Annotated in this window: 18 protein-coding genes and 2 pseudogenes; 8 read left to right on the plus strand and 12 right to left on the minus strand. The window is 45.0% G+C overall.

Annotated features, from left to right (window positions below; translation table 11 throughout):
• Positions 1-136: 136 nt before the first annotated feature.
• Complete coding sequence (locus ACE04G_RS11270) at positions 137-664, minus strand: hypothetical protein (protein WP_449005134.1); 528 nt, start codon at positions 662-664, stop codon at positions 137-139.
• A gap of 4 nt (positions 665-668) precedes the next feature.
• Positions 669-2252, minus strand: a complete 1584-nt coding sequence (locus ACE04G_RS11275) for a glycosyltransferase family 39 protein (protein WP_449005135.1) — start codon at positions 2250-2252, stop codon at positions 669-671.
• A 175-nt stretch (positions 2253-2427) separates the two neighbouring features.
• On the opposite strand from ACE04G_RS11275, the gene ACE04G_RS11280 reads away from it, so the two are divergent.
• Positions 2428-3879 (plus strand): CAP domain-containing protein, encoded by a 1452-nt coding sequence (locus tag ACE04G_RS11280; protein WP_449005136.1) that lies wholly within the window; start codon positions 2428-2430, stop codon positions 3877-3879.
• Between the two features lie 144 nt (positions 3880-4023).
• Here the strand turns inward: ACE04G_RS11280 and ACE04G_RS11285 are convergent, their stop codons facing one another.
• Complete coding sequence (locus ACE04G_RS11285; RefSeq protein ID WP_221818773.1) at positions 4024-4554, minus strand: cysteine hydrolase family protein; 531 nt, start codon at positions 4552-4554, stop codon at positions 4024-4026.
• 28 nt (positions 4555-4582) lie between these two features.
• The gene (locus ACE04G_RS11290) at positions 4583-4984 is read right to left on the minus strand and encodes an iron chaperone (protein WP_221818772.1); all 402 of its coding nucleotides are present in this window, start codon (positions 4982-4984) and stop codon (positions 4583-4585) included.
• A 184-nt stretch (positions 4985-5168) separates the two neighbouring features.
• On the opposite strand from ACE04G_RS11290, the gene ACE04G_RS11295 reads away from it, so the two are divergent.
• Positions 5169-5489: an ArsR/SmtB family transcription factor gene (locus ACE04G_RS11295; RefSeq protein WP_017690570.1), complete on the plus strand. Its 321-nt coding sequence runs from the start codon at positions 5169-5171 to the stop codon at positions 5487-5489.
• A gap of 99 nt (positions 5490-5588) precedes the next feature.
• On the plus strand, positions 5589-6671 hold the full coding sequence (locus ACE04G_RS11300; protein WP_221818771.1) for a Rossmann-fold NAD(P)-binding domain-containing protein: 1083 nt from the start codon (positions 5589-5591) through the stop codon (positions 6669-6671).
• Positions 6672-6787: 116 nt separating this feature from the next.
• Here ACE04G_RS11300 and ACE04G_RS11305 read toward each other — a convergent pair whose 3' ends face one another.
• Positions 6788-7450 carry a M48 family metallopeptidase gene (locus ACE04G_RS11305; RefSeq protein WP_449005139.1) on the minus strand — a complete coding sequence of 221 codons (663 nt, stop codon included), beginning with the start codon at positions 7448-7450 and terminating at the stop codon, positions 6788-6790.
• 153 nt (positions 7451-7603) lie between these two features.
• Between ACE04G_RS11305 and ACE04G_RS11310 the strand changes: the two genes are divergently transcribed.
• Entirely contained in the window at positions 7604-8371 is a 768-nt protein-coding gene (locus tag ACE04G_RS11310) for a GNAT family N-acetyltransferase (RefSeq protein WP_221818770.1), read from the plus strand.
• 111 nt (positions 8372-8482) lie between these two features.
• Here the strand turns inward: ACE04G_RS11310 and ACE04G_RS11315 are convergent, their stop codons facing one another.
• Together ACE04G_RS11315 and ACE04G_RS11320 are read right to left on the minus strand one after the other, a co-directional pair.
• Entirely contained in the window at positions 8483-10861 is a 2379-nt protein-coding gene (locus ACE04G_RS11315) for a GH36-type glycosyl hydrolase domain-containing protein (RefSeq protein WP_221818769.1), read from the minus strand.
• A 127-nt stretch (positions 10862-10988) separates the two neighbouring features.
• A pseudogene (locus tag ACE04G_RS11320) lies at positions 10989-11407 on the minus strand (ester cyclase).
• Positions 11408-11710: 303 nt separating this feature from the next.
• Here ACE04G_RS11320 and ACE04G_RS11325 point away from each other — a divergent pair.
• Positions 11711-14233 (plus strand): transglutaminase domain-containing protein, encoded by a 2523-nt coding sequence (locus tag ACE04G_RS11325; protein ID WP_339306871.1) that lies wholly within the window; start codon positions 11711-11713, stop codon positions 14231-14233.
• A 70-nt stretch (positions 14234-14303) separates the two neighbouring features.
• On the opposite strand, the gene ACE04G_RS11330 is transcribed toward ACE04G_RS11325, so the two are convergent.
• A complete protein-coding gene (locus ACE04G_RS11330; protein ID WP_221818767.1) occupies positions 14304-15299 on the minus strand; it encodes a BtrH N-terminal domain-containing protein in 996 nt (331 codons plus the stop codon).
• A gap of 256 nt (positions 15300-15555) precedes the next feature.
• Positions 15556-16458, minus strand: coding sequence for an SDR family oxidoreductase (locus ACE04G_RS11335; protein WP_017690578.1), 903 nt, complete (start codon positions 16456-16458; stop codon positions 15556-15558).
• A 352-nt stretch (positions 16459-16810) separates the two neighbouring features.
• On the opposite strand from ACE04G_RS11335, the gene ACE04G_RS11340 reads away from it, so the two are divergent.
• Positions 16811-17815 carry a MerR family transcriptional regulator gene (locus ACE04G_RS11340; protein ID WP_221818766.1) on the plus strand — a complete coding sequence of 335 codons (1005 nt, stop codon included), beginning with the start codon at positions 16811-16813 and terminating at the stop codon, positions 17813-17815.
• A 26-nt stretch (positions 17816-17841) separates the two neighbouring features.
• On the opposite strand, the gene ACE04G_RS11345 is transcribed toward ACE04G_RS11340, so the two are convergent.
• The 3 genes and pseudogenes from ACE04G_RS11345 to ACE04G_RS11355 all read right to left on the minus strand — a co-directional run bounded on the left by ACE04G_RS11345 (position 17842) and on the right by ACE04G_RS11355 (position 24082).
• Positions 17842-19371 (minus strand): alpha/beta hydrolase family protein, encoded by a 1530-nt coding sequence (locus tag ACE04G_RS11345; RefSeq protein ID WP_449005137.1) that lies wholly within the window; start codon positions 19369-19371, stop codon positions 17842-17844.
• Positions 19372-19569: 198 nt separating this feature from the next.
• Positions 19570-20370 (minus strand): annotated as a pseudogene (locus ACE04G_RS11350) (amino acid permease); the annotation flags it as partial.
• A 193-nt stretch (positions 20371-20563) separates the two neighbouring features.
• Positions 20564-24082: an S-layer homology domain-containing protein gene (locus tag ACE04G_RS11355; protein ID WP_486094444.1), complete on the minus strand. Its 3519-nt coding sequence runs from the start codon at positions 24080-24082 to the stop codon at positions 20564-20566.
• 293 nt (positions 24083-24375) lie between these two features.
• Between ACE04G_RS11355 and ACE04G_RS11360 the strand changes: the two genes are divergently transcribed.
• Positions 24376-24741: a DUF6713 family protein gene (locus ACE04G_RS11360; RefSeq protein WP_017690584.1), complete on the plus strand. Its 366-nt coding sequence runs from the start codon at positions 24376-24378 to the stop codon at positions 24739-24741.
• Positions 24742-24813: 72 nt separating this feature from the next.
• Complete coding sequence (locus ACE04G_RS11365) at positions 24814-25806, plus strand: DUF4003 family protein (protein WP_449003590.1); 993 nt, start codon at positions 24814-24816, stop codon at positions 25804-25806.
• Positions 25807-25828: the final 22 nt, after the last annotated feature.

Here is a 25828-nt window from a genome sequence, read left to right on the forward strand (position 1 = left end):
TTCATTGTAGTAATAGAACATACCATCTTAGACCGTCGTTTCATGACGCTCACTCCCTTCAAAAAACCAGTTGTTACCATAATAGCCGATAAGCCAAATGTAAGCAATTACAAAATGACGATAATCCCATCATTTTTTACTGGACAACCCTCACCCGTTCCACCGTCTCGGTGTTGTCCTTATACCACACCATCACGATGTTTTCTTTTTGAAGATCAGACACTTGAATGGACGAATTCGCACGTGGGCTGGAATTGCCAGAACTCGGCGTTCCCATGCCTTCAGTGATAGTAACATCATCAATTATATTCAATCTCATCTCCATTCCGGTATCCTTCCACTCCATGCTTGGAGATGAGGTATCCTGCACCTCAAGTAACGCCAGCGTAACTGTGTTTCCATTCACGGAGATGACTCTTCCATTAATGTCGGCATTCATCATCCCCTGCGTCATGCCCGGACTGCCTGTTCGATCATTCATGCCCGCGGTGCCTCTTCCACCTCTCGGTGTTCCACCATTCGGCATACCGCCACCGTTCATGCCTTGCACAGAACTGGTCTTAGTAATATTCTGGGCAGTTATCACATCACAGCCCGTAAGCATAACCGAGCAACCCAGCAAAAGGAGTATTGTAACCGATGTGAAATATTTATTTTTTCGCATATAATCACCTTTTTCTCAGGGAATATCTCTCCAAGGTACCTTTACGGTGGAGTATGAAATCATACGTATCTTTGAACCCCATATAGGACAGCACAACCAACAGCGGATATACAGGGTAGATGTATCTGGACTTAATCTCCCAGAGAATATAAAATCCAATGAATCCGAGAATGACCAGGATTATTGAGACTTCATCATACTGTTTACGACGAATTCCTCCGACCAACCGGATGAAAATAAAACAGTACATCAAAAAATTCATCACATATACAATCCAGAGCAAACTTGTCCGATAAACCGAATCCCCTTGCAACAGTTCTGTTATCGCATTGGTATAACTATAGGAGCCTGCGATTCCACCTACCCTTCCTCTTCCTGCACTCAAGGAACTTTCATTGCCAATTCCGTAGCGGTCCATCTGGTACGTCCCTTCGGTCCAGGTCCATATAATCTTTTTGTAATACATCTGTACCAAATCACTCACACTTGCTTCAGACAGCTTGTTGCCAATCTCTTGTTTAAATAAAGCTGTGCTCTCAGCCTTACTGTAGTTGGCCTGTCTCTGATAGATCTGATAACTCTCCATATTGTCCCAGAAGCCAAAACGCTCCAGATTAATCCCCATATTCAACCACATATAGACTGGTGCAGCATTCTCTCCGACAGGTTCGCTCACAGCACCCGAGGATTGAAGAACCGCATTCTGAGTCCAGGTTGGTACATTAAACAACATAGCTAGCACACCGATGGAAATGACAACTTTCTTCGCTCCAATACTCCGCATATTCAGCAGAATATATATGATGGCAGCAATTAGCACGATCACGCCGATGCTTCGGAAGTAGTTGCCCATCGCGAGAAAAACGGCGGCAATGACAATTGTTTTCCAAGACTTTTCACGTACAAAACGAATAACAAAGTATAAACAAGATGTCAGAAATGCTGTAGCAATCACATCGTTATAGATCAGGTTGTTTAGGAACAGGGAAGGCAGGTACGTTGCTGCAAAGATCAACACACCGTAATCACGTTCCGTGGATCTGTCATTCACTTGTTTATAAATAAGATAAATCATGAACGTTGTTAACGTTGAAAACAAAATATTAAATAGTTTGATGACCAGATAGTTGTCTGGAAACAGGTACAGCAACGTCTTCAAGTACAAAACAATCGAGTAGTTAAACGGGAACATGTGCAGATAACCACCCGTTTCAAACGAAGAGTAGTCTTGGTCATACAGCATGTTCATAGCAAGTGAAAGAACGGTCTGTGAATCATCGGTGGGCACTCTCGGAAATACAAAAATGATGATGACCTGAATGACCAGAGAACATAACAGCACAATCGGAATGACAACCTTCGGGCTGTATTTGTTCAGTTTCAGACATAGAGCATATAACCCGACACCTGAACCAAGAAGCAAAAGAATGACCGGGAGAAAAATACTCCACTGCTGCATGCCCAAAATGGGATTGTCCCCATACAAGGCGTAATTGTACTGTGCCCGAACCAACAAGGACGAAGAAATAAACACCGCAACAAACACGAGCAAAATGAGATAAAACGACTTATGCAGCACCTTAGACATGCAAAAACTCCTTTTCGAATACAGGATTCCGTGAGTATTATAAAGGCTCTGGCTGAAAAATCGCTGAATTCGAACAAACAATTCAATTCATAAATCTAACGAATTATCCCTCTAATGTCGATAATATACATCGAATACATAATATTAATATTTTTAACTAAAAGGAGATCAGAAGATGGTTATTCAAAAAAGGTACATCCGCTCGTTACTCTCTCTTCCTCTGGCAGGCCTGTTATTCCTGCTGCTCGGAACCCAGCAGATCGCTGCGGCCCCTGTCGACAGTTTGCTGCCTGAGCGAAGTGAACAGGAAATCAGTCAGAAATGGACGCAATGGATGAGTAGTAAGGACCAGACAGCCACTTTCACACAGAACCCCTCGACCAAGGCACCTTACGTTGCTGGTGTAGTAAGTGATTCCTCATTGAAACAGGCTCTAGGTGCAGCGAACTTCTATCGTTATCTATCCGGGTTAGAGGGCGATCTTGTCCTGGACGCTGCACTCAATCGTCAAGCCCAACATGGAGCAGTTGTTGTTTCTACCGGAGAATTGACCCACTTCCCGGTTCGTCCGGCAGATATGCCGAAAGACTTCTTTGATCTGGGAGCCAAGTCGACTTCAAGCTCCAACCTGTACGCTTCCTATACTGCTGCCGGCAACCTTGCAGTCAAAAGCGTTGAAGCATATATGGATGATTCCGATGCCAGCAACATTGCAGCACTCGGCCATCGCCGCTGGATTTTGAGTCCGCAACTGAAGAAGGTTGGCTTCGGGATTGCATCCCGGGACAACAAAAACTATGCAAGCCATTTCAGTACCATGCAGGTTATGGATACAAGCCGTTCAGGAAAACTCAATTACAATTACAACTTGTATCCAAACAAAGGGGCATTCCCGATTGAGGCATTCCATGTGTCTCAAGCCTGGTCTGCACAGCTGAACCCGGACGTCTTCGCAAAGCCTTCCAATTCCGAGGTACAAGTGGAGATCGTCCGTTCATCAGATCAGAAAACTTGGGTATTGGGATCTAAAACCCCGGTTAGCAGTGATCCTGCAAAGGCCTTTTTCAATGTAAATACTGATGGTTATGGGTATAACTATGCTGTCATTTTCCGCCCGGATAATTTGAAATCCTTGAAGGCAGGCGACACATTCAACGTTCGTATTACAGGTTTGAAAAGGAAAGACGGGGCCAAAGCAGAAATTTCATACCAGACTCGTTTCTTCTCAGTTAGCAATCCTTCACAAGAGCCTGTGACTGATCCACAGAATCCTGGGACAGAACCACAAGACCCTGGAACAGAGCCACAAAAACCGGATACGGGGAACGAAGATTATCTCGATAATCATCTGATGCAGTTCGAATATACAGCGGCTCGTACGCTGAAAGTACGGGGAACACTCGCGGCTTATGCGAATAAAACGTTCTCTTTCCAAATCCACGGTCCTTCTCCAGAAGAAAAACATATTCGTACGGAAACGGTGAAGCTGGATGCTAACGGTCGATTCAGTCTGACGGTTCCTAATCTGGGCGTGTCTCATCTGACCATCTATTTGCAAGTGGACCCAAGTTTCATGTACTTCATTCCTACAGCAAGTAATTCAAACGTCACCTATTCCTTTGAATAGAAGTGAAGGAAGAGAATAGGAACAGAACGAAGTACAGTGTAGTAACGACCAAAGTAAAATCTAAAAACACAAACAGTCGAATGCGTAGGCATCCGACTGTTTTTTGGTTTATGATATGAGCTTTTGAGAGATTGAACTCAAGAATTAAGTATACTGTTCCTTGAATTCATTCATGTATAGAACCTCAATACAACCTGACCAATTCAGAATCGAACCGATAAAATCCTGTATGTCTAATCCCTTCATTTCATACGTTTCTGCTGTATTTACTGTACCCGCCGCATCTTCAATCAGGGTTACTTTAAACCCCTCATGTTCAGCATTAATCGCTGTAAACAGACAACAATACTCCATGTTGAATCCAACAATGAATACATGTTGAATCTGATGATCCAGCAGCCACTTTATCAGTTCCGTATTACTGAACGCACTCGGTTTACTTTTCTCAAGAATAGGATGTTCATTGGTATCAACTACAATCTCCAAATTGGCACTTTTCTCATAATATAGAGAGGATTCTTCATTGTCCTGGTCCAGATGTTTGGTAAACACAATAGGCCAGTTCATCTTTTCAAAAATGGTAATAACAGACTGAATCTTTGCAATTGTAACAGATACATCCCTCAGACTTGTAAGCCCATGCTGCACATCAAGTACAATTAACCCTTTATTCACCCGCTATCTCCTTCCATAGACAGGCCTTTCAGCCTCCAGCGCTACCTTTTTTGCGTTTTTTTTCTGACGCGATCTCCACATTTTCTTTCACCCGATACTCCACAATCCGGCGGATCAGATCCTCCGGCAATGGCTGGTCCAGCGGAAACTGGACAGATCCCTTAGCCCCTTTGTACTTGGAGAGTTCCTCCTTGAACGCCAGAATCCCCGTGGGAGCAGGGTAAAACCCAATATGATGCTGGTATGCGGCAAAATGAACCAGATTCCCATGCTGTGCATACGTGGGCATCTTGTAACTGATCTTCTCTTCGGCGTTCGGAGCCGCTTCACGAATAATCTGTCTTAACGCCTGTAATCTCACCTGTACATCAGGTGCAAACTCCGAGATATATTCATCTACCAGCACCGAATAATGGTTACTCTCAGCCATCTTGGACTCCTTCCACCACGGATACATCAATGGATTCGTGGTACGGGCATATTTGCTTATATTGTACTTCAAATGGACAAACGGAACAGCTATTTTCCTGCAACTTGGAATGTTAAATTTGATTTTTAAGTGAACTAAGCCTTATAATACGTTTAAACAATTAAACATTATAACGGAGTGAGCCATGAACGAATCGATGGGTAACCAAAAAGTTATTGATATTTTCGAGAATCTAAGTCCTTATCTTCAAGGTTTGGGAGACCCCGTTCGCCAGCGAATCATATCGCTGCTCATTGATCAAGAGAGCATGAACGTATCGCAGATTGCAGAGCATGTCCCCATGTCACGCCCTACGGTCTCTCATCATTTGAAAATATTGCGTCAATCCGGACTGTTATCGGTTCAGAAAAAAGGTACGGAGATGTATTACAAGCTGGAATTCAACGATGCGATCGAATTGCTCAAACAGCTCGTTCATCTCGTAGAAGTGGAATGTCAGAGCTAGCGCGTACCGCGCTGGTGAACCGCATTCCTTTTCTTCACTCTATTATGTTCAATAGTTTAAACATATAAGTACATAAACATATCAACGGAGGTTTATCGAATGAATAGAAAAAGAGTTCTTATCGCTGGAGGTTATGGTGCTGTAGGTGCACAGCTTGCCCGCATTTTGCATGACAGGCATCCTGATCTGGAATTGGTATTGGGAGGTCGTTCTGCGGGTAAAGCAGCACCTTTTCCATCCAATCGTGTCCAAACGGTTGTTGTTGATACCAATGCAGACGATCCACTGATTCACGCAGGAGAGAATATATCGTTAATCATTAATGCAGTGAACGATCTGGATGATCGGCTACTGGTATCGGCAGTGCGGAGGAGAATCCCACTCATCGATATAACACGCTGGACTGAGGTGTTCAATCAAGCGATCCGTACAATAGAGCAGGAAGAGCTTCATGCTCCGGTAGTGCTGTCCTCTGGATGGATGGCAGGAACGGCGTCACTCTTTGCCATGATACTTTCTAACTCTCTGCAACATGTCGAAGTAAACATTCATGCCCTATGGTCGCTGCGGGATAAGGCCGGCCCTGATTCGGCAGCCTTCATGGACCGGATGAGTATTCCTTTTCAGATAACCGAATCCAATACACATCGACTCGTCTATCCCATGACAGATCCGATCAAAGTTCATTTCCCGAACGGGTATACGACTCCATGTTACAGATTGGATACACCCGATCACGTCACATTACCTCATACCAGTCATATTGATTCATCCAGCTTCCGCATTGCATTCGATAGTAAAGTATCTACCTATGCACTCACGGGACTGGTTAAAACTGGAGTCTGGAAGATGATCAGCGGTGAACGTTTCAAGCCATTCCGGCGAAAGTTGCTCTATAATCCAGGAACTGGAAGTGCACATCATCTGGTCATTCAATTGAAAGGGCTGGATGCAAAAGGAAACGACGTTAAACGAACGATGACAGTCTCTGACCCACTCGGTCAGACCCACATGACTGCACTCGGCGCTGCGGTGCAAGCCGAGAAGATACTGATGATGCCAACGGACAAGCCTATGGCTCCAGGCATCTATTATCCTGAGCATCTATTCGATGATCGAATGGATATGGATGCGGTTACTCATTTTTTCAAACAATACGGCGTTCAAGTAACCCACTCCTGATCCAGACATAACCAAAAATCCGCGAAGCCGCTCACTGCAAACAGTGGGACCTTCGCGGATTTCACAAATTATAATGGAGGTATCTATCGTGTCCAAGTGAAAGCTTGGGTCTGGAATTACAACGTCATGGCTCGACCATTGCGCATCAGATAATCTTCTTTTGTTTTGTAATCCGGCATGATACTGCCAATACGCCGCCAGAAAGAGCGATCATGATTCATGTGGTGAATATGGCAAAGTTCATGAATGATGACATAATCGATCACTTCCAGTGGCGCCATCGCCAGGCGATAATTGAACGTAAGTTTTTTGTCCCAGCTGCAACTGCCCCACTTGGTGGGAGAATCTACGATCTCTACTGACTTCGGCTTCACCTTCAACTCCTGCTGATAACGTCCAATGCGCTCCCCAATCATGCGTTTACACTCGGCAAAATAAAACTTCTTCAGATTCGCTCGCAGCTCTTCTTCTGTCAGACCCTCTACAGGGATTAATTCATGCAGTGCATGCTCCTTGCCAAAAAGCAGAAACTTTCCCTTGCCCTCATCTTCGTATTCCTTGGCTTGAGGACCATCGAGCGCCCGCTGCATCAGAGCGGATTTCTTCAAAATCACATCCCCGTGCTGCTCTACAAGTTGCCGGATCATGTCTTCACTGGTACCATTGGGTGCTTTGATTGTTACCATATAAGGTAAGTCCATCGTGATTGAAACTTTCTTGCGTTTGCCATATTCAATATGACAGTTAATACTGTGATTATTTAATTCTATAGTTAGCATAATGCGCTCCGCTTCTGAAGTTATTCTTTCAACCAAATCAAATTGTATACCATCTCCGGCTATAATGCATACTGTTCGACGATATATCTATCCTTATTGTATTTTTATACATTATTATGTATTATTATTTAATCATAAAATCGGAGGTTGGATATGACGCATACCATAGATTCAGAACACAAAACCATTGAAGAACTATCGCTTAACCACTGGCAACCCTTGTCCACCTTATTATATGACGGCTGGGTACTGCGTTTTGCCAAAGGATACACCAAACGTGCCAACTCCGTTCAACCGATCCACTACTCCACGCTAGATGTGCATGAAAAGATAGAGGAATGTGAGCGCATCTATGCTTCCAATCAGTTAAATACCATATTTAAAATCACGCCGTTTATTCAGCCGGATCATCTCGATCAACTTTTGCAAGACAAAGGGTATGCTGTAGTGGATCTCACCCACCTCCAGACTCGGAGTCTGGAACATATCAAAGAGCCTGAGCACCATGCTGTACAGATTGACGAGCAGTTGACCGCAACGTGGCTGGATCATTTTTGCAGGCTAAATCAGGTGAATGATCTGCAACGGGAAACGACCAAATTAATGTTGGACAATATCCGGACAAAGGTAGGTTTCATTTCGCTGTTGATCGACGGGCAAGTCGTCGCTTGTGGGTTCGGTGTAATTGAACGTGGCTACATTGGATTATATGACATCATTACAGACGCTAACTTCCGAAATCGTGGGCTTGCTGAACAGATGATCCTTCATCTCCTCCATTGGGCAAAAAGACAGGGCGCTACCTCCAGTTACCTGCAAGTGGTTGCGAATAATGCACCTGCCTTGAAGCTTTACGCCAAGCTGGGTTATTCCGAGATTTATAGCTATTGGTACCGAGTCAAAGAATCGAGCGAGTCCTGATCAAGCTGAAATTAAAAACTGCCCTCCTTCTATGAAGGAAAGGCAGTTTTTAATTTGCTTCGTGGTTGTTCAAAACTCTTCACATCGTTCAGCATTACTCCTTGCGCTTTTCTACAATGGCAGCTTCACCAGCACCTCATATTTCACGCCGGCTTGTATGTTCTTGATGATATCGCCTTCAATTCGTTGACCGTCAACATGCACTTCAATCGCTTGGACAGCTGCATCCTTCTTCATGTTCACGTTCAGCTCAGCCCCGCGGAACAACCGTGTAACCGACGCCTCGCTCCAATCCTCAGGCAGTTGTGGACGCACTTGAAGTCCTTGTGCATGACCTTGCAGTCCGAACAGGCCATCGATCAGGCAACGATACACCCAAGGCACCGTGCCGGTGTTGAACAGATGACTGGAACGCCCGGCTGTACGTGGGAATTGATGATAGGCTCCACGATAATAATTTGGGATAAATACAGGTAGCTGACCCCGTTGGAGAATATCCTCGGCATCGGGCCCCGGAATCATTTTACGCAGCAGACGATACGCCTTCTCCTTCTCGCCCACCAGGTACAACGCATAAATATAGAAAGCCGCCGCGTGATTGTACACTGCACCATTCTCTGCACTTCCGGGATGTTTCTGCGTAACACGTCCTACATCCTCCCGCATGGCTGTAAAGGACGGCGCAAGCTTTTCGACACCATATGGCGTCTCCAATTGTTCCTCTACGGCACGGATTAACTTCTCCTGTTTCTCCTGATCCGCAGCACCGCTCATAAGTGCCCAGCTCTGAGGATTGATATAGATGCGTCCTTCCACGTCTTTGCTTACACCAAACACGACGTTATCATCTGTAATTCCGCGGGCATACCAGTCTCCATCCCACAGATACTCATTGGCTACCGCATTGGTCTGATTGGCTTCCTGACGGAATTCCGCTGCAACCTCGGCATGCCCTGCCTGTTCACCAATATCTGCCCACACATTGAACGCATATGCCGTCGCAATGGTCAGCCAGCCGGATACGCCTTTGCCTTTGTATCCCACCATGTTCATCGGATCACACCAGTCACCCTGATTGATATAGTTCAACCCACGCGCATCACGCTCATGGATCAACCAGCGCATTGCAAGATTCATATGCTCCAGTACGGTAACCTTCTGTTCACTGTCTGTAAAAGCAACCTGTTCCTCCAAAATGCTATAGTCATTCGTTTCATCCAAATAGGTCTTCATACAGACCGGAAGCCAGATGCAGTGATCGGTATGAGGAACCTGGTTAATATATTTCAGTTCTGCGTCCGGGTGCAAAATAATGCCATCTGGCATGGCGCCGCTTATATGCTGCTGAGAGAGAGCGGTCAAGAACGCAGCCCGCGCAATCTGCGGCTGAATGTAACTCATGCCCATGTTGTCCTGCAAATAATTCCGCGTCTGCGGATCAGTTGTCAGACGATTCGTTTTGCCATGATAATACATCTGGCGAGGCAACCAGTGATTCACGACATTATCTAACCAGCTGTCCGGTGTCTCAATCTGGATGTTCCCTTGCCCTTCTGCAATATATTCAGCATATTCCTGCTCGGCTGCGGTGAAACCATCCTGTCCTGCCTCATTCTGCTTCACAAAATAATGCTGACGAATGCCCTCAATCTCTGTCTCATCATGAGCCGGGCCAAAAATAAATCGATATGCCTGCTCCGCTCCCGCTTCCAACTCTACTCTGTATTGCAATACGGCCACTGGTGTCTCATAACGTGCATCTCCACCAGCGAGTGTCTCCGACTGAAGGGCAGAAGGATTATGAAGTCCGCCTTCGCCTTCAAAGCTCTCATGATTCACTTCCCACGCGGTCGGCTGGTGATCTGCAAGCAGATAGGTTTTGTCGCTGTAGTTTTTGATTTTGCTATAATCCTGATATTTCTGATACGGCGTAACCGCCGAGCAGACAATGCCCTGCAAATCTTCCACATATGAACCGGACTGGTTCATCCATGACATATAGCCAACCGTATAATACGGGTAGATACTAAGCTTGCGTTTTCTCGAAGACAGATTGGTTACCTTCACACGCCACAGCTCCATGACCTCTTCCTTCGGCAGACGCAGGGACATCTCGATGCAAATGTCGTCTTGGACGACTTTCCAATGAATATCGTGTTTGCCTACGGCGAACGTATAGCTATCCGCTTGCTTGCGAACCGGTTCATACGGAGCGGAGAAGATTTCGCCACTTACTTCATCTTTAATGTAGACAAACCGTCCCGGATGGTGTGCATAATATGGCTGCTCCGGTTGCATAAACGTCTTCGCTTCCAGGTTGGGCGCATACGAGTATTTAGCAGGTTCGGGCTGCATGAATTGGGCCACCGCGTACCCCCGGCAATTCACATGAATCATCATCTTTTCATTCCAAAGGAATCCGGATGCCTTCGGTAAACTTGTAGGGCTTGTTAGTTCAACATATTGATTATCTTCCGTTGCTTTAATCATCACTGAACCTCACTTTCAGATAATAGTCAAAAGACAGAAAACGTTTTAGGTAACTTGTATACAACTTTGTCCATTATAACACGGGAACGCTTACAAAGAACTGAAAACTAAAAAAGAGCTGAGAAACTCAGCTCCGATTACGTTCCAATTGTCTCTCGATGCCCAACCTGTCGATCTGTATCCAATACTCTGCAATTCGTTCGTTTTCCACTCGATATACCGCACTGGCAATTTCAATCACCGGGAGGTTCGTTGGACTGTATCCGTCCACTTTGCCGATATGGGTTCCCGTTTGTCTCCAGCGCACATAGACTTTATCGCCTTGCGTCAGCAACTCCTGAATTTCGAGTGAAAACTCCCCGTAAGCTTCGATCATTTCTCGGACATGATCCGCATAATCGGAAGGGGTTCGGGTCACTGTGACCTCTTCTTCAGATATCACTTGATGGGCATTACCTGTTCCGCCATCACTTTGTTTGCATAATCAGGATTTCGGCCTGATCGGACCTCTTCAAAAAAGGTTCTGACAATCTTTTCTGCTGTCATACGCCACCCCAGCCTCCTCAGATTATTCTGTTATATATATAAATATGTAGTAACTCTTGTATTTTAACATGGTCCCCTCGCTACATAATTACAACTGTTCTATTGTTCTACAGGACTTAAAACCTACCATATCGCCTTGACAATGCGTCAATATGACCATAAACTAGCAAAGGATATTAGGAAATTAATAGGAGGTTTGTCCGTTAAGAGGTTCGAGTAAGGGTTTTAACCATATCTGATAATCTTTCGGTGTGTAGAAACGTAGCATTAGAACAACTCAGAAAAACAAGAAAGCGGTGTATCATGAAACGTCTATTTTTCATTATGTTTGCACTCACCCTGTTACTGGCTGGATGCCAGAGTACTGAACAGGAGAGTAGTCCGTCCGAAAATAACCCTACAGAAGTAGTAGAAGGTTCTACCATTTTAAGTTTGAAGCAGAAATACGGCTCTGAATCGGAACAAGCGATCATGCCGATGTACAATGTAGCTCAGGATGAAGAATTTACGTTCAATTTTAAAGCAGATTTAGGAAAATCTAATTGGTCCCTGAGAGATACCATATCCGTACATACCGATATTAAAGCACTCAAAGCAAGTGAAGTACCTTTATTATCAGATATTCATGACAATAGTATTTCTATTAGACCTCTTGGATGGGGCGTTTTAAGTTCAGATTCCATGATGAACAGGGGCCAAAGTTCTTGGGGTGGTGCCCCCATTTATTACATTCGTCTGAATTATGATCCTGACGCAGAGAACATGACGTTGCTCGATGAACCCATCATTATTCCGTTTACAGTGAAGTCAGAGTTACCTGTACCTAACCTAAGATACGAAATTGACAAAGATAGACGGTTCAAGTTGGTCTGGGACAAGGTTGAAGGTGCCACAGAATATAAAATTTATAAACGTTCTGACCTAACCAACTTCGATACAAATGTACCTCTAACTGGCGCAGAGGACGCGTTCAGTAATAGTCTGCCTTTAGATATTGCGGTAACGACAGAGACGTCTTTCAATGATTTTTTGAGAGACGGAAAAGGCGGGCTAGGCACTTATAATGAAATGATAACTACCACTCAGAACCATGGTATACGAGGAGAATATTACGTCACTGCAATCGGCGGAGGCAAAGAATCCAATTTTAGCAGAGGTGTCCCTACAGCTCCGCTTGCTTCCCAGTTGCCAACATCTCTGAAAGAACAATTGTATAGGGAGAAATTAAAGAATATAGATGTACTTCCTCAGAAAGCAACAGTTGAGTACAATGACGGCTCTCTAGCTCGTGAAACCATTGTCTATGATACCAAAAGCGTAGAAATTTCAGAGTTCAATGAAACGAATATTCCTTTTCATATTAAAGGAACAGCTCTGAAAAGTTACGTGCGTGTAGAAAATGTGACCCAAGCAGACCTGGACAGACTTGCTCAGCAAACCGTAGCCGATTCCAGCAACGGACTGGTGGAACCAAAGAATGACACACCTTACGTTCCTGCACCTGATGTGCCAACGATCATCAACAATCATGATGCACCTGAGTCTGCAACGGAAACAGAGGAAGCACCGGCTTCGGAAACTTCAACTCCAGAGTCTACAACCGATACTGGAACGTCAGAAGATGCAACTGATCCTCTATCTACTGAGGCTTCCGATGATACTTCTGATAATTCTTCAGATATGGCTTCTGAAGAAGCTTCCAATGAAGCACCTGCTCCAGCTCCCGAAGCTGAAGAAGACAACCTGGTAGATGAACAGAAATCCAATACACAGCAAAATGTAGAACAAGGTAATCAGGAAACCGTGCCTCAGCCTGCTACAGGTGATGCAATGATCAATGCAGATTCCGCATTGGAAGAAGTGTTAGCCAAAAACATGATTGCGGCACAAGATAAAATTTCGTTGAAAGCTTTTCCCGAAGCTCAAAATTTCTCGACACTCTCGGATGTTGTTCTGAAAGTGATGTACCAGAATCCATTGATTCTTGGTGTGGAAGGTTTCGAATACAACTATGGTACACTTACCCTTTCCATTTATTACAATGAATCGGCTAGTGGAATCCAGAAGAAGCAAGATGAGATTATTGCCAAAGCAAACGAAGTGGTGGCTTCCATTATCAAGAATGGTATGAACGAAGACGAGAAACGGAAAGCCATCTACGATTATCTGAACGATAACGCGAAGTATGATGATGCAGCGCTGGAAAATGCGGAGCAAAACAACTTCAAAAATGTCGATCCACAGTTTAATGACTCGTTCACCACATACGGTATTCTGGTCAAAGGAGTTGGGGTATGTGCCAGCTATGCTTCCGTTTACAAATTGCTCTCCGATCTCTCGGGATTGGAAAGCATCGTTGTAACGGGCGCTTCCAGCGGCGTTCCACATGCATGGAACAAGGTCAAAATCGGGAACGAATGGTTCCATGTCGATGCCACCAACAACCTGACGAACTCCGGCATCCCGTATTTCCTGTACAATGCCAATGATGAGACTGCTGCAAGTCAGAAAACGATAGCGGATCAAGATTATTGGCTTGATTCCGAGCTCACGATGTTTAATGGCGAGAGCGATGCCAATGATTATTATGTGCAGAATGATCTCGAAGTCGCGTCCATTAATGAGTACAAAACCAAGGCTGAGAGTGAACTCAAAAAAGGAGAGAACCGGGTCATTCTCCGTTTCGCCTCACCTGTTGACTCTGATGAGCTGATGACAGCTGCCGGTGAAGCCCTCGCTGCAGTGGATGAAGCGCTTCTGAATACAGCACAATTAGCCACGCTAGGCAGTTATGCCATTCTGGACCCGAAACCAGAGCAGAAGTAACTTAGTTACACAGGAATCCCCCTTGCTTTCTAACAAGCAAAGGGGATTTTTTGTCTATTATTAGATGACTTCAAGCCATTGATTTAACCTGTTGCAATCTGGTAATAAAAGAAGAAATAAATGCTTTTTCTTTCATGAGATTCTGTTGCAGCCTCTCACTTATTTTACTAAGTGTACTTGCATCACGCGTTATATTGTATTTCAGAACTATATTTCTCAATTTAAAGTAGTCCTGTTTCAGAATAGTGCTTAATTCCATGAAGGTTGCATCTCGTTCAATGATTGATTTCTCCATTAAGTAAGATAAACGTAACTCCATTAATAGCTTATGTTCATACAAGAGATGAAAGACTCGTGAATCCAACGCTTCTCCAACTAGGGCTGCCTGCTCAATGTCGGTAAAGATACGTTGAATGGCTTTCATTCCAAAATCGTATTTCTGATCTCTCACTAAGTCATATGTCTCGCTTGAATTAAGATAGTTTTCCATCGCCGTTATCATTTGCTCCACATGAATTGCATAATTGATATTCTGGATAGGCTTAAGAAATCTCACTTCTGTCCAAAAACTGTATTCGTTAGACATGGCCCAGTAGCCTTTCTCAAGTTCATCCAGACTGCATGCGGTTTGTATGAATTTACCATCATCTAGATTATCAGCAATGTATATCAAATTTTGATCCAGGTCATACCCGTACACCAACAATTCATGCATAAGATGTTCTTTCTGATAATAGTCTGTACACGCAATGTAGTATCTATCTGCATAAATATATAGATAATATCCCATATCTATCGCTTCTGTAATCACTTGCTTAAGTGATGTTCCCCATTTGCTAATCACAATTTCTTGTGGCAGGTTGTAAAAGGAAATTCCCGGACAGGTACTTAGCAGAAACTGATGAGAATCAAACGAAAAAATTCCCCATCCATGTGCATACCTGATTTGTATAAAGTTATTGAAAATCCATGGCCATAAATCTTCGTTCATAACGGATGTTAATGTCCCATACGATGTGTACGTGCTTATGACAGGGTCACCTAGTTTAAGTACATTCTTGGCCATTACAGAATTCCTCCTTCGATTCCTAGGCATAGTATATTGATCTGAACAGATTCATTGTATAAGCAACGCACTCTCAGAGCTGGGAGCGAAGAACATGTTCTTGAATATATTACCATGTACCTTTCCTATTTTATATAAGAACGCTTTCATATATAAAAATATTTTATTTCTCTCATCTTAATGACAAAAAAGAGGATACCGCCCCCCAATATGGAGACCGTATCCTCTTATACAATGATCGGATTACCTAAGATATTTAAGGACTAACCGTACCGCCATTTGCATTCAATGTCTCGCCACTCACATAGCTGGATTCCTGGCTTGCCAGGAACACAAATGCCGGAGCCATCTCGGCAGGTTGTCCTGCCCGACCTAGCGGTGTATTGGAGCCGAAATCAGCCAGCTTCTCGACTGGTTGTCCACCCACGACCTGGAGCGGTGTCCATACCGGTCCTGGTGCAACAACATTGACACGGATCCCTTTGCTACCCACCTGTTGTGCCAGCGCTTTGCTGAACGTGTTAATGGATGCCTTCGTTGTCGCATAATCCAGCAGGATTGGCGAAGGTTTGTACGCCTGAATCGATGATGTGTTGATAATGGAGCTGCCCGGCTTCATGTGTTTCACAGCTGCTTTGCAGAGCCAGAACATGGAATACACATTTGTTTTGAACGTTGCATCGAATTGCTCGGTAGTCAGATCCGCAATCTGCTCCACAAACTGCTGTTTACCTGCCACGTTAGCTAGGATATCAATCCCGCCAAGCTCTTTTACCGCAGACTCAATAAGTTCTTCACAGTATTTCTCATCCTTCAGGTCACCTGGCATCGTAATTGCTTTGCGACCGGCTTCCTCAATCAGCTTCACAACTTCCTGCGCATCCGCTTCCTCTTCCGGCAGATAAGCCAGAACAACATCTGCACCTTCACGGGCAAACGCAATTGCTGCCGCCCGACCAATTCCGCTGTCGGCTCCGGTCACAACTGCTTTGCGTCCCGTTAATCGTCCGCTGCCTTTATAACTTTTCTCACCCGCATCGGGAACAGGGGTCATCTCACGCTGGAGCCCCGGCTCATCCTGCTGCTGTTTCCACTCCGGTGTAGCCTTCGGATATTGGGTCGTTGGATCTTGCATGGTGTGCTGGTCTTGATTAGCCATGTTCAATTTCCTCCTTGGTTATTTACATTGATCACTACGATCACAGAATAACCTTCCGATCGCTGTTATCCCCAGATTTTTTTCTCTCCCTTATATAAGGTGAAAATCCGGTGATAGCGTATGCTTCCGATGTAGCTTTCTTTCAGAAAGCTTTTAGGCGAGCACTCCGTTTCTTCAGATTATTCCTGTGCTCTTCGTTATCATGTAAATATTAAATTTATTATCAGAAGTTGTTTGCGTAAAAGTTGCACTCTTTCCTTTGTAACCGAGATGGGTGGAATTTAAACTGGACCTGCTACATTTCCTTGGCAACTATTCCGGTATTGAATCTCCAGTGACTGGAGGTTGTATAATGAATCATGAGGTGATCTCGTTGAACTCAAATAAAGAACCCTATTCCATCGGTGAAGCAGCCAAACTGATCGGTTCCACGGTGAAAACGATCCGTTATTACGATGAGATTGAACTGTTACAGCCCTCCAGTCATACGGAAGGTGGGCATCGACTCTATACAACGCAAGACCTGTGGCAACTCGAACTCATTACAACACTACGTTATCTGAATTTCAGCATACCGGATATTCGAAAGCTCATGTCTGGTGAACTCGCGGTATCACAGGCATTGGATCTGCAGATTGAAGCCTTGGAAACCCAGATCGGCACGATGAATTCCATGCTCTCTGTTTTACACCAAGCGAGGCAGCATGAAGAAGAAACTTCACTGCGCTCGGAACAGTCTCTCACTTATATCTCCAGTCTGGTAGAATCTCTGACGGCGAATGCGAGTAAGCGAAAACAATTCGTTGCTGCCAAGGTGGATGAATCCCATCTGCTGGACAGCATTCCGCAGGATTGGAGAGTGTCGTTCCTGCACTTTTTCGACAAATACATGATGAAAGATACCAAACTGACGGCTCAGCAAACACTGGCCTGGAAGGAAATTCAGGAACTGATCAATGATCCGGCCTATTGGGCCGATCTGGCTCAGTTGGAGGTTCCATTCTTCATTATGGCGAATCAGCCACAAGTCGAAGCGGATGTCTGGGTGAAGAAAATGGAAGCAATTCGCATTCGCACTGCCGAAGCGCTGGACAAACGTTGGGCCATCGGTAGCCCTGCTGTGCAAAGCATGGTGTGGGACTTTGTGTTGATGTATGCAAGTGTCGAGCATGCCGAAACACCCGAAGTATTTTTCAGTAAACAGGCCCGATATATGCTGGACTCTGTGACCGATCGCATTCTGCGTTTTAACAAGCTGTGCAAGGTGATGAATCCCGAATGGAGCCAGATTGTAGATGGCATTAACCTGTTGCAGGAGGGCATGCGGTTACGATTAAAACAAATGGAAGAAGACTGAGCTTCAGTCTCCTTCCATTTGTACGTTTAGCCTTTTTTCAACGAATAGGATTCGTGCTCTCCAACTTCCTTGTCCATATGGAGCGCTTGCCCTTTCAAGTAGTGGTTGAAGAAATCAATCGTTGTATCGTTGACCAATTGTTGTGTCGCCCGCGCATCTACACCTTGCGTCCATTCGAGCAGTGGAGAGATCAGGTAGAGGTCGGAGAAACTCAGATGTTTGGTGTTGGTCAACTCCATCCAGTAGTTCCCTCCTACGGTTACCGGCTCATAGCGCTCGTACACTTCCTCGTAGTATTTCTCGGCTTCCGGACGGGTCGTGCCCATCGCAGCAATCTCTTCATCACTCATCACACTTGTACCTGCAACGGTTGAGTCTGCACTCATCATCAGGAACGGCTTGCCCACGCCTTCCGCAGGGATACGTTTCTCGCCAAACAATACACCATCCATATTCATGCCTGCTTTCACACGCGGATCATCCATTAACATCTGTACTGTCGTTGCTCCGCCAAATGAATGCCCAAACATGCCGATGTTGTCCAGATCCATATGTCCTGTAAAGCGTCCACTCGGGTCTCCCTCAGCCAACTTCTCCACCTCATCCAGTACAAACTGTGCATCCTTCACCCATGTCTCATTCAACTTGTCCATGTAACTGAACTGCAGCTGCTCAAAGCCTTCTTTCCCTTCGGATTCAAACTGCGCCACACGTCCATCCGGAAATACAGACACCAGACTGCTATACGTGTGATTGATGCCTACGACAATGTAACCTTGACTGACCAGCTGCTCAACCTGGAACGTATTCTGATTTTCATAGCCATGCAGACCATGAGAGAAAAGAACAACCGGATACTTGGCTTCGGCATCAGACAACTGAGCTTCCTGAATCGCATGTGTTTTGACCTGACTCAGACTGGAAAATAAAAGCTTTGGCAGTTTCAGCACTTCATTGAAGGCTGTCCCGTAGATCTCCGGCTTATTAACATAAGGAACTGCTGCGACCTCTACATCTGGATTCGTTGGATACCAGATCTGTACCATCAGCTCCCGTTGATCACCAGCTGTTCTCGTCATAATTTCCTCCCGACTGCTGTCTGTCCAATCGTAGGATACCGTCCCGATTCCATAAGGACCTGCTGGCTTGGCAAACGAAAACACCGGGAACAGCAGTGGCAAGCCAATGCTCACAATAGCGTATACCAGCACCAGAAGAGACGTTGCAATGATTCGAACACGCCCGAATTTGCCCGCCACAGGTGATGTCGAAGCAGATGCCCCGGAACCTTTGCTGTTCAGCGAGGTTACACCTGACTGTTGCTGGCGTCTTGCCTTTGTAAATAACACAACCAGTGGAACCAACGTGAGCAGATACGCCGGAATCATCGGCCAACGAAGTCCTTCGACCACACCATGGATGATCAACAGCACACCCGATATGACGAATCCACCCCATACCATTTTCCGAAAATGTTGACTCTGTCTCCCAATCCCGATTAACCCCACGAACATAAGCAGGTTGAAAATAAGATAAATCCATTCTACTGTCCTCATAAGATGTATGCCCCCTTGTCTGCCTCCAATCTTAAAACCTCCAGTTACAGGAGATTCAAGTATGAATTTTGCGGATAAAAAAATGCACTCCTGAATGACACTGAATCACCCGCAGGTTCTCCATTGTATTCAAGGAATGCACGTATGAAATTACGATCTAAGTTGATTTTTGAATATTAGACTAGCGATCTTCGCCACCATCTCGTTGCCCCAACACTTTCTGAATCGGAACTGGCTGAATGCCAGCGCGAACCATGGAACCATACCCGGAAGAACACTTGCACTGTAGACCTCGTTCCAAGGGTACAGAGTTACGATAACAAATATGGCACCAACGTAGAAAATAAGAATACGCCACACGATATTTTTGATCGCTTTACGCAAGATGTATTTCGGATTCTCCGCTTCGCCTGCTGTAATACCAACCATCTCTACCCCTTGAAACGACAGCCCGATTGGCTGTCCTCCGTTCCCCCAACCGAAGAAGATCAGACCTGTTCCGATTTTACGATCATCGCCACAATAGCCGTCACTTTGATCATCGCAAACCAGAATTCAAATTCCCCATAGAACTTCACCGCCGCCAGATTTGCCGCCGCAATGATGAGCACCCCAGCAAGTGCAGGTAGCCACTGCGGAAATTTCCGGGAACCAATACCCCACATAGATGCCAATCGCCGTAACTTCCGCCATACCCACCGTAACCCACAGAAACTAGTAGCCCCAGGCTGTCAGGAATCCGGCAAGCGGACTAATATATTTGTGAGCAAATGTTGTAAACGAACCCGTGACCGGCTCCTGAATCAACATTTCCCCCATAATGCGCATGACAAAAAAGATAACGATACCCGCCAATAAATAAGCCAGCAGCACGGATGGACCTGCCCATTTGATCGTACTCGCCGATCCCATGAACAAACCAACGCCGATTGTACCTCCGAGTGCAATCAGCTCTACATGGCGGGGCTTTAGCCCTCTAGATAGTTGCTTTGACTCCAAACGATTTCCCCCATTTCACACTCACATTAACGCAATGCAGAATTACTTCACCAAGTTGTACGAGATGTGCCGCAGAAATACAACAAGGAATATGAGGAAACGCAAGCAAAACAGAATTTCCACATAATAAAGGAGGCCTCCTCCTCATGCCGTCACCTGACATGATTAGGATAACCCCCGATGATTTTTGCAATCAGATTAATCCTGATTTTTGGAGAAGTCGCTCAACAATTGTAGCCACCTCAGCCCTTGTAATATGTGCCTTGGGTGCGAGCTTACTATCACTTCTACCTGAGAAAATACCCGCTTGTATGCTTTCAGCTATACCCTTGTTTGCCCATACAGACGAGTCTGATATATCGATATACTTTTGAAGCTCGGTTGATCCGGATTGAACGGGAAGCTTTTCTTTTAGCCCTGTAATGTCCATGGCTCTTGCAATAATATTCATGGCCTGCTCTCGTGTGATTTTGTCGTCAGGACGGAACGTTCCATCTCTGAAGCCATCTAGTAATTGATATTCATAGGCCGTATTGATTGCGCGACTGTACCATGCATCGGCAGCTACGTCCGAGAATACGTTCTTGGATGAATCCAATTTCAATCCCAAGCCACGAACCAATACCACTGCAAATTCAGCCCGGGTAATATCTCGTTCTGGGGTGAACATACCTTCGCCTGTCCCTTTCATCACCATGCGAGAACCCATATCATTCACTTCGGCTTTAGCCCAGTGAGTTTGCATATCCTGGAATTCGATCGGATTCCATACAATGGAGTACGTACTGTTGGATAGACTGTTCACCTTGGCATAATAATTCGCATCATTAACAATGACTTGAGTCGGTACGTGACGAACTGATCCATCCGTGTCGATGACTATACCTGTCGTTATTCGGTTGGGATCTACTCCCTCAGGAATCGCAATCGTTCGTTCAACATACGCGTTGAAATTAGAGATGTTAATCGTCTGGTTACCGTAAATACCGCGCAATTCAAAATTATGCGATGGGGCAACCAGTGTAAACCTGTTTTTTTCAGCTGTATCTGCTACTACCCTCAGCATCTCTGATCCAGGAGCCGAAATCTCAATCTGAATCTGAATATCTTTGAGATTAATCGACTGCCCCAGTTGATTGGACAACGCTTGGATATTGATTTGTTGAGAAGGTAATGTGTAGGTCGCAGAAGGCGTTTGAATTTTCAGAGTTGCGTTTTTATCCTCCATGTTCTTGATCATCTGACCATTAAGTTCCCCAATGACAACATCAGATTGTGTATTTAGCAGAATGGTGACCGTAGCCCCATTTCCTTCTACGGAGAGCTTTTCATCCAGTTTCACGGAATCTACCGTTACTGTGGTTACACTTTGACTATTTCGCTCACTTGAAGTTGCTGATCCTATGTTTTCCACTTTCCCGTTGACCATTACATCCACACCTGAATTTCCTGGGTTCGGAACTTGAGTTCCTGATGTAGGTGGCTGACTCGGAGTCGTATTGCCTCCACTACCGCCAGTACTTCCTCCTCCGCCACCGGTATTGCCGCCATTACCTGTTGGTGCCAACGGGATGATCGTATTGGATAGTAACGAAGACTCACTACCTCCTGCTTGGTTCTTTGCTTTCACTGTAAACGTATAGCTCGTTCCGTTGGTTAATCCCGTGATGATTATTGGGCTACGTGTTCCAGTCACGACTCTATTATCTGGTAGAACATTCACCTCATATGCCGTTACGGCACTTCCTCCATTGTCTGCTGGAGGATTAAAGCTAAGGGTAGCCTGTCCGTTACCAGCGACTGCTATTACGGATGATGGTGCTTCTGGAACCGTTAATGGAGTTGCACTTGCCACATTAGACTCCGCACTCAAGCCACCCAATCCTCCTGCTTTCACCATAAAGAAATAAGTGGTTCCATTAATCAGATTTTCCACACGATAATTCCCATCCGTCACGGTGGTGATGGCGTTACTGCTAAATTGACCGGATACTGTTGATAAATAAACTTCGTAATATGTCGCTCCCGGCACGTTACTCCAAGTCAGCTGAGCCTGACGATCTCCAGGGGTTACTACCAAATCCTGAGGATTGGCCGGCGCATTTGGCAAGTTGATCGCTTGAACAACTTGGAATGTCTGGTCCAGCATATTGTCCGCAGATATAAGAACCGTCGCAGTATAAGTGCTTGCTGGCAAACCATCCTTAACCATTACCGTGAAGCTGGTTTCAGCCCCTGGGTTAAGGGTAGACACTGTAGGTTGTGTTACTTCAAAATCCGACCCGCTCGCCCCACCAGATGCTACCTCCAAGTTAGTCAATGTACCCGTACCGATATTTTTCACGGTAATGGTTAATGTTTCTTGACTACCCGAGGCATAGCCCTGAATCAATGCTGCTGGGGTTTGATCCGAAATATTCTCAATGATATACGTTAGTGCTGGTTGAATGGCAACTACAGCAACATTGCTCGTCGTCGTTGCGGTCTTCGTCCCATTTACACCATTGTTGGTGTTGGTCACGACCGCATAATAGTAGATCGTTCCCGCACTTGTGGTTGGCACTGCATATGTTGAGCCTGTTGCCGCATTGATTGGCGTGCCGCCTGTGGTGCTGTTAGTTTCGTTGCTATACCACTGGTAGCTTAACGTTCCTCCATCACTGACTGTAGCCCCTACGCTCAGCGTTGGACTACTCGCCCCCTCGTCAACTGTTGCACCGACTGGCTGTGTGTTAATCGTTGGCACTGTTGCATGAACCAGCGCTTTTACCGTTACTTGTGCCACATTGCTCGTAGCGGTTGCGGTCTTCGTTCCATTTACGCCATTGTTGGTGTTAGTCACGATCGCGTAATAGTAGGTCGTTCCTGCATTCGTAATTGGCGCATCATACGTTGGGCTTGTTGCCCCATTGATCAACATGCCACCCGTGGTGCTATTGGTAGCGTTGCTATACCACTGGTAGCTTAACGTTCCTCCATCACTGACTGTAGCCCCTACGCTCAGCGTTGGACTACTCGCCCCCTCGTCAACTGTCGCACCGACTGGCTGTGTGTTAATTGTTGGCGCTGAAGCAGAAACGATGGCATCATCAAGCACAATGTCATTAATACCATGCCAACTACCTTTATCAGTTGAATATAAAAGAATCATATCCACATTATCGAAGTCTTCATTTAATAAAACATGTTTAGAGTGATAATCTGCAATTACTTCGTCATTTTGAAATGAATGGGTAGCAACCAACGCGCCATCCCGATACCCTTCAACTTTAATATTTATTGGTCCTTCACCCCAGTTTGAATAGAAGAATCCGTTAATTTGAAACTCAGATGCATCACTCGTTCTAATCCCCATTCCTTTCCAACCATAATTAATGTCCGTTTCATAAGTAGTCAGAAAAGGAAACCAACCATCTACCTCTGTATTTGCATAGATGAGAGTTCCCGGCATCATTGTTCCACTAACATCACTAATATTGTAAAATTGAAAAACCTTTTCAGGGATATTTATTGAGCCACCATCGCCATCTTCAGCAATTCCATCAGCCCAGACACTACTATCAGTTGTAGAAAACGTTACTGTTGTTGGGGCCGCTGCTGATGCAGTTCCCAACCATTGACTCCCGATAAATCCATTGGCTACAACTAATGTAAGGCATAAAAGCATGAATGAAACTTTCTTGAACATGATCACTGAACTGTTAATGGTCATCAGTTCCTTCCTCATTGTGGAGTAGCTACTGTCTAAAGCAACGCTTATCTGATCAGCCTCCCATGATTCAAAATACCTATCAATTGACATTATTCGACACTTCACAGCAAAATCCTTTAGCACATTAAACAATGAAAATATTTATTTTTTTGAAACAGCCTCTAAAACTACGATCAAGCATTCATTAATTCTCTCCCGAAATTTTCTCTGACAATAGGTATGCCTGAAACCATCAAAGGGCTATTTCGTATTATTATCTTGATCATATTACATTGAAAAATGGGAGACTTTACATGCCTGACTTTTTACTGGTTTTATTTTTGTTTAACCTGTCTCTCTTTCTGCTTCACGAAATGGATGCCATCCGGCGGTCCGAGTGGAAATTGTTCATGGTGTTAAAAGATATGGAAGATGATAAGGCCTATAGGTATTTCACTTGGATTCACCTGCCAATGTATACCATCATTCTCTCTCTTCTTTTTAGCTCATATCAGACCATTACATTTTGGGTGCTGGATATTTTTTTCATCATACATACCGTATTACACTTCTTTTTCGAAAAACATCCTCGAAATGAATTTAAAAACGGGTTCTCCAGATCATTGATCTACCCTATGGGAATAATCGCTTTAATTCATTTGATATTCCTAATCATCTAATCTGTTTACACCGACGGAATGAAGGAAGCTGGAACGGTATTGTAGAATAACAGTGAATATGGAGGTGTGCCTATGCAGCAGCATCATGCAGAACGAGTTGAATTATTTGTTTCCAACACCCAGATCATCAAGAAATCGTTCAAATGGCAACATGCGATGATGCACCGTCTGGCTGCCCTGCTCTATGCAGCGGAGAATAAAACAGCGGATGGGGAAGCCATTCGTCAAAGCCATGAGTTGATTAAGCAAAACACAAAACTCTTCTCTGCTTTTAGAGGTAATTCGGCCGTTAGCATTGCTGCCATGCTCTCCCTTACAACGGATGAAGAGACGAGACTGGCAGACACCTTGCATGTCTATGACTTGATGAAAGAGATCAAATTCCGCAACTCTGATTATCTGGTTATTGCTGCCTATCAGATCGCTACTCAGACATCACCTGACCTGTTTCAACCTACGGTGGAGCGGGCCAAATTATTTTATGACGGCATGAAAGCAGAGCATCGTTTCCTCACTGGACAGGATGACTACATTTTCGCTGCCATGTTAGCCCTTTCCGATCTCGAAGTAGATACCGGTGTGGCACGCATGGAACAACTTTATGGCGAATTAAAACCGGAGTTCTCTTCCAGAAACAGTGTGCAGGCATTAACACAGGTCCTGGTTCTTGGAGAGGATATCCCGGATGCAGGTGCTCGTGTGATTGCCTTAAATGAAGCTTTTCGTAAAAGGGATCTTCGAATGGACAAAACGTATACGTTACCATCTCTCGGGATACTCTCCCTGTTGCCCTCGGACAGAGACTCTTTAGTGGATGAAGTCGCGGAAACAAATGACTGGTTACGGACTCAAAAAGGCTTCGGTGCCTGGTCAATCGACAAACAGGAGTTGCTCCTGTTCTCGTCTGCTCTGGTAGCCATTCAACATGTGGAGAATCTGCGCAACGGTGTGCTTACGACAGCAATTTCAACCAGTATCACAAACATTATTATTGCCCAGCAGGCCGCCATGGCCGCAGCTGCCACAGCATCGGCTGCTGCCGCTTCTTCAGCATCATCGAACTAATAAGTGACCCTGTTACCTTCAA

Source organism: Paenibacillus sp. AGC31 (genome assembly GCF_057334655.1).

Bases quoted from the DNA above. Each gene is read 5' to 3' on its own strand.
- ACE04G_RS11270 (WP_449005134.1), bottom strand. From the start codon at position 664: ATGCGAAAAAATAAATATTTCACATCGGTTACAATACTCCTTTTGCTG.
- ACE04G_RS11275 (WP_449005135.1), bottom strand. From the start codon at position 2,252: ATGTCTAAGGTGCTGCATAAGTCGTTTTATCTCATTTTGCTCGTGTTT.
- ACE04G_RS11280 (WP_449005136.1), top strand. From the start codon at position 2,428: ATGGTTATTCAAAAAAGGTACATCCGCTCGTTACTCTCTCTTCCTCTG.
- ACE04G_RS11290 (WP_221818772.1), bottom strand. From the start codon at position 4,984: ATGGCTGAGAGTAACCATTATTCGGTGCTGGTAGATGAATATATCTCG.
- ACE04G_RS11295 (WP_017690570.1), top strand. From the start codon at position 5,169: ATGAACGAATCGATGGGTAACCAAAAAGTTATTGATATTTTCGAGAAT.
- ACE04G_RS11300 (WP_221818771.1), top strand. From the start codon at position 5,589: ATGAATAGAAAAAGAGTTCTTATCGCTGGAGGTTATGGTGCTGTAGGT.
- ACE04G_RS11305 (WP_449005139.1), bottom strand. From the start codon at position 7,450: ATGCTAACTATAGAATTAAATAATCACAGTATTAACTGTCATATTGAA.
- ACE04G_RS11310 (WP_221818770.1), top strand. From the start codon at position 7,604: ATGACGCATACCATAGATTCAGAACACAAAACCATTGAAGAACTATCG.
- ACE04G_RS11315 (WP_221818769.1), bottom strand. From the start codon at position 10,861: ATGATTAAAGCAACGGAAGATAATCAATATGTTGAACTAACAAGCCCT.
- ACE04G_RS11325 (WP_339306871.1), top strand. From the start codon at position 11,711: ATGAAACGTCTATTTTTCATTATGTTTGCACTCACCCTGTTACTGGCT.
- ACE04G_RS11330 (WP_221818767.1), bottom strand. From the start codon at position 15,299: ATGGCCAAGAATGTACTTAAACTAGGTGACCCTGTCATAAGCACGTAC.
- ACE04G_RS11335 (WP_017690578.1), bottom strand. From the start codon at position 16,458: ATGGCTAATCAAGACCAGCACACCATGCAAGATCCAACGACCCAATAT.
- ACE04G_RS11340 (WP_221818766.1), top strand. From the start codon at position 16,811: ATGAATCATGAGGTGATCTCGTTGAACTCAAATAAAGAACCCTATTCC.
- ACE04G_RS11345 (WP_449005137.1), bottom strand. From the start codon at position 19,371: ATGAGGACAGTAGAATGGATTTATCTTATTTTCAACCTGCTTATGTTC.
- ACE04G_RS11355 (WP_486094444.1), bottom strand. From the start codon at position 24,082: ATGACCATTAACAGTTCAGTGATCATGTTCAAGAAAGTTTCATTCATG.
- ACE04G_RS11360 (WP_017690584.1), top strand. From the start codon at position 24,376: ATGCCTGACTTTTTACTGGTTTTATTTTTGTTTAACCTGTCTCTCTTT.
- ACE04G_RS11365 (WP_449003590.1), top strand. From the start codon at position 24,814: ATGCAGCAGCATCATGCAGAACGAGTTGAATTATTTGTTTCCAACACC.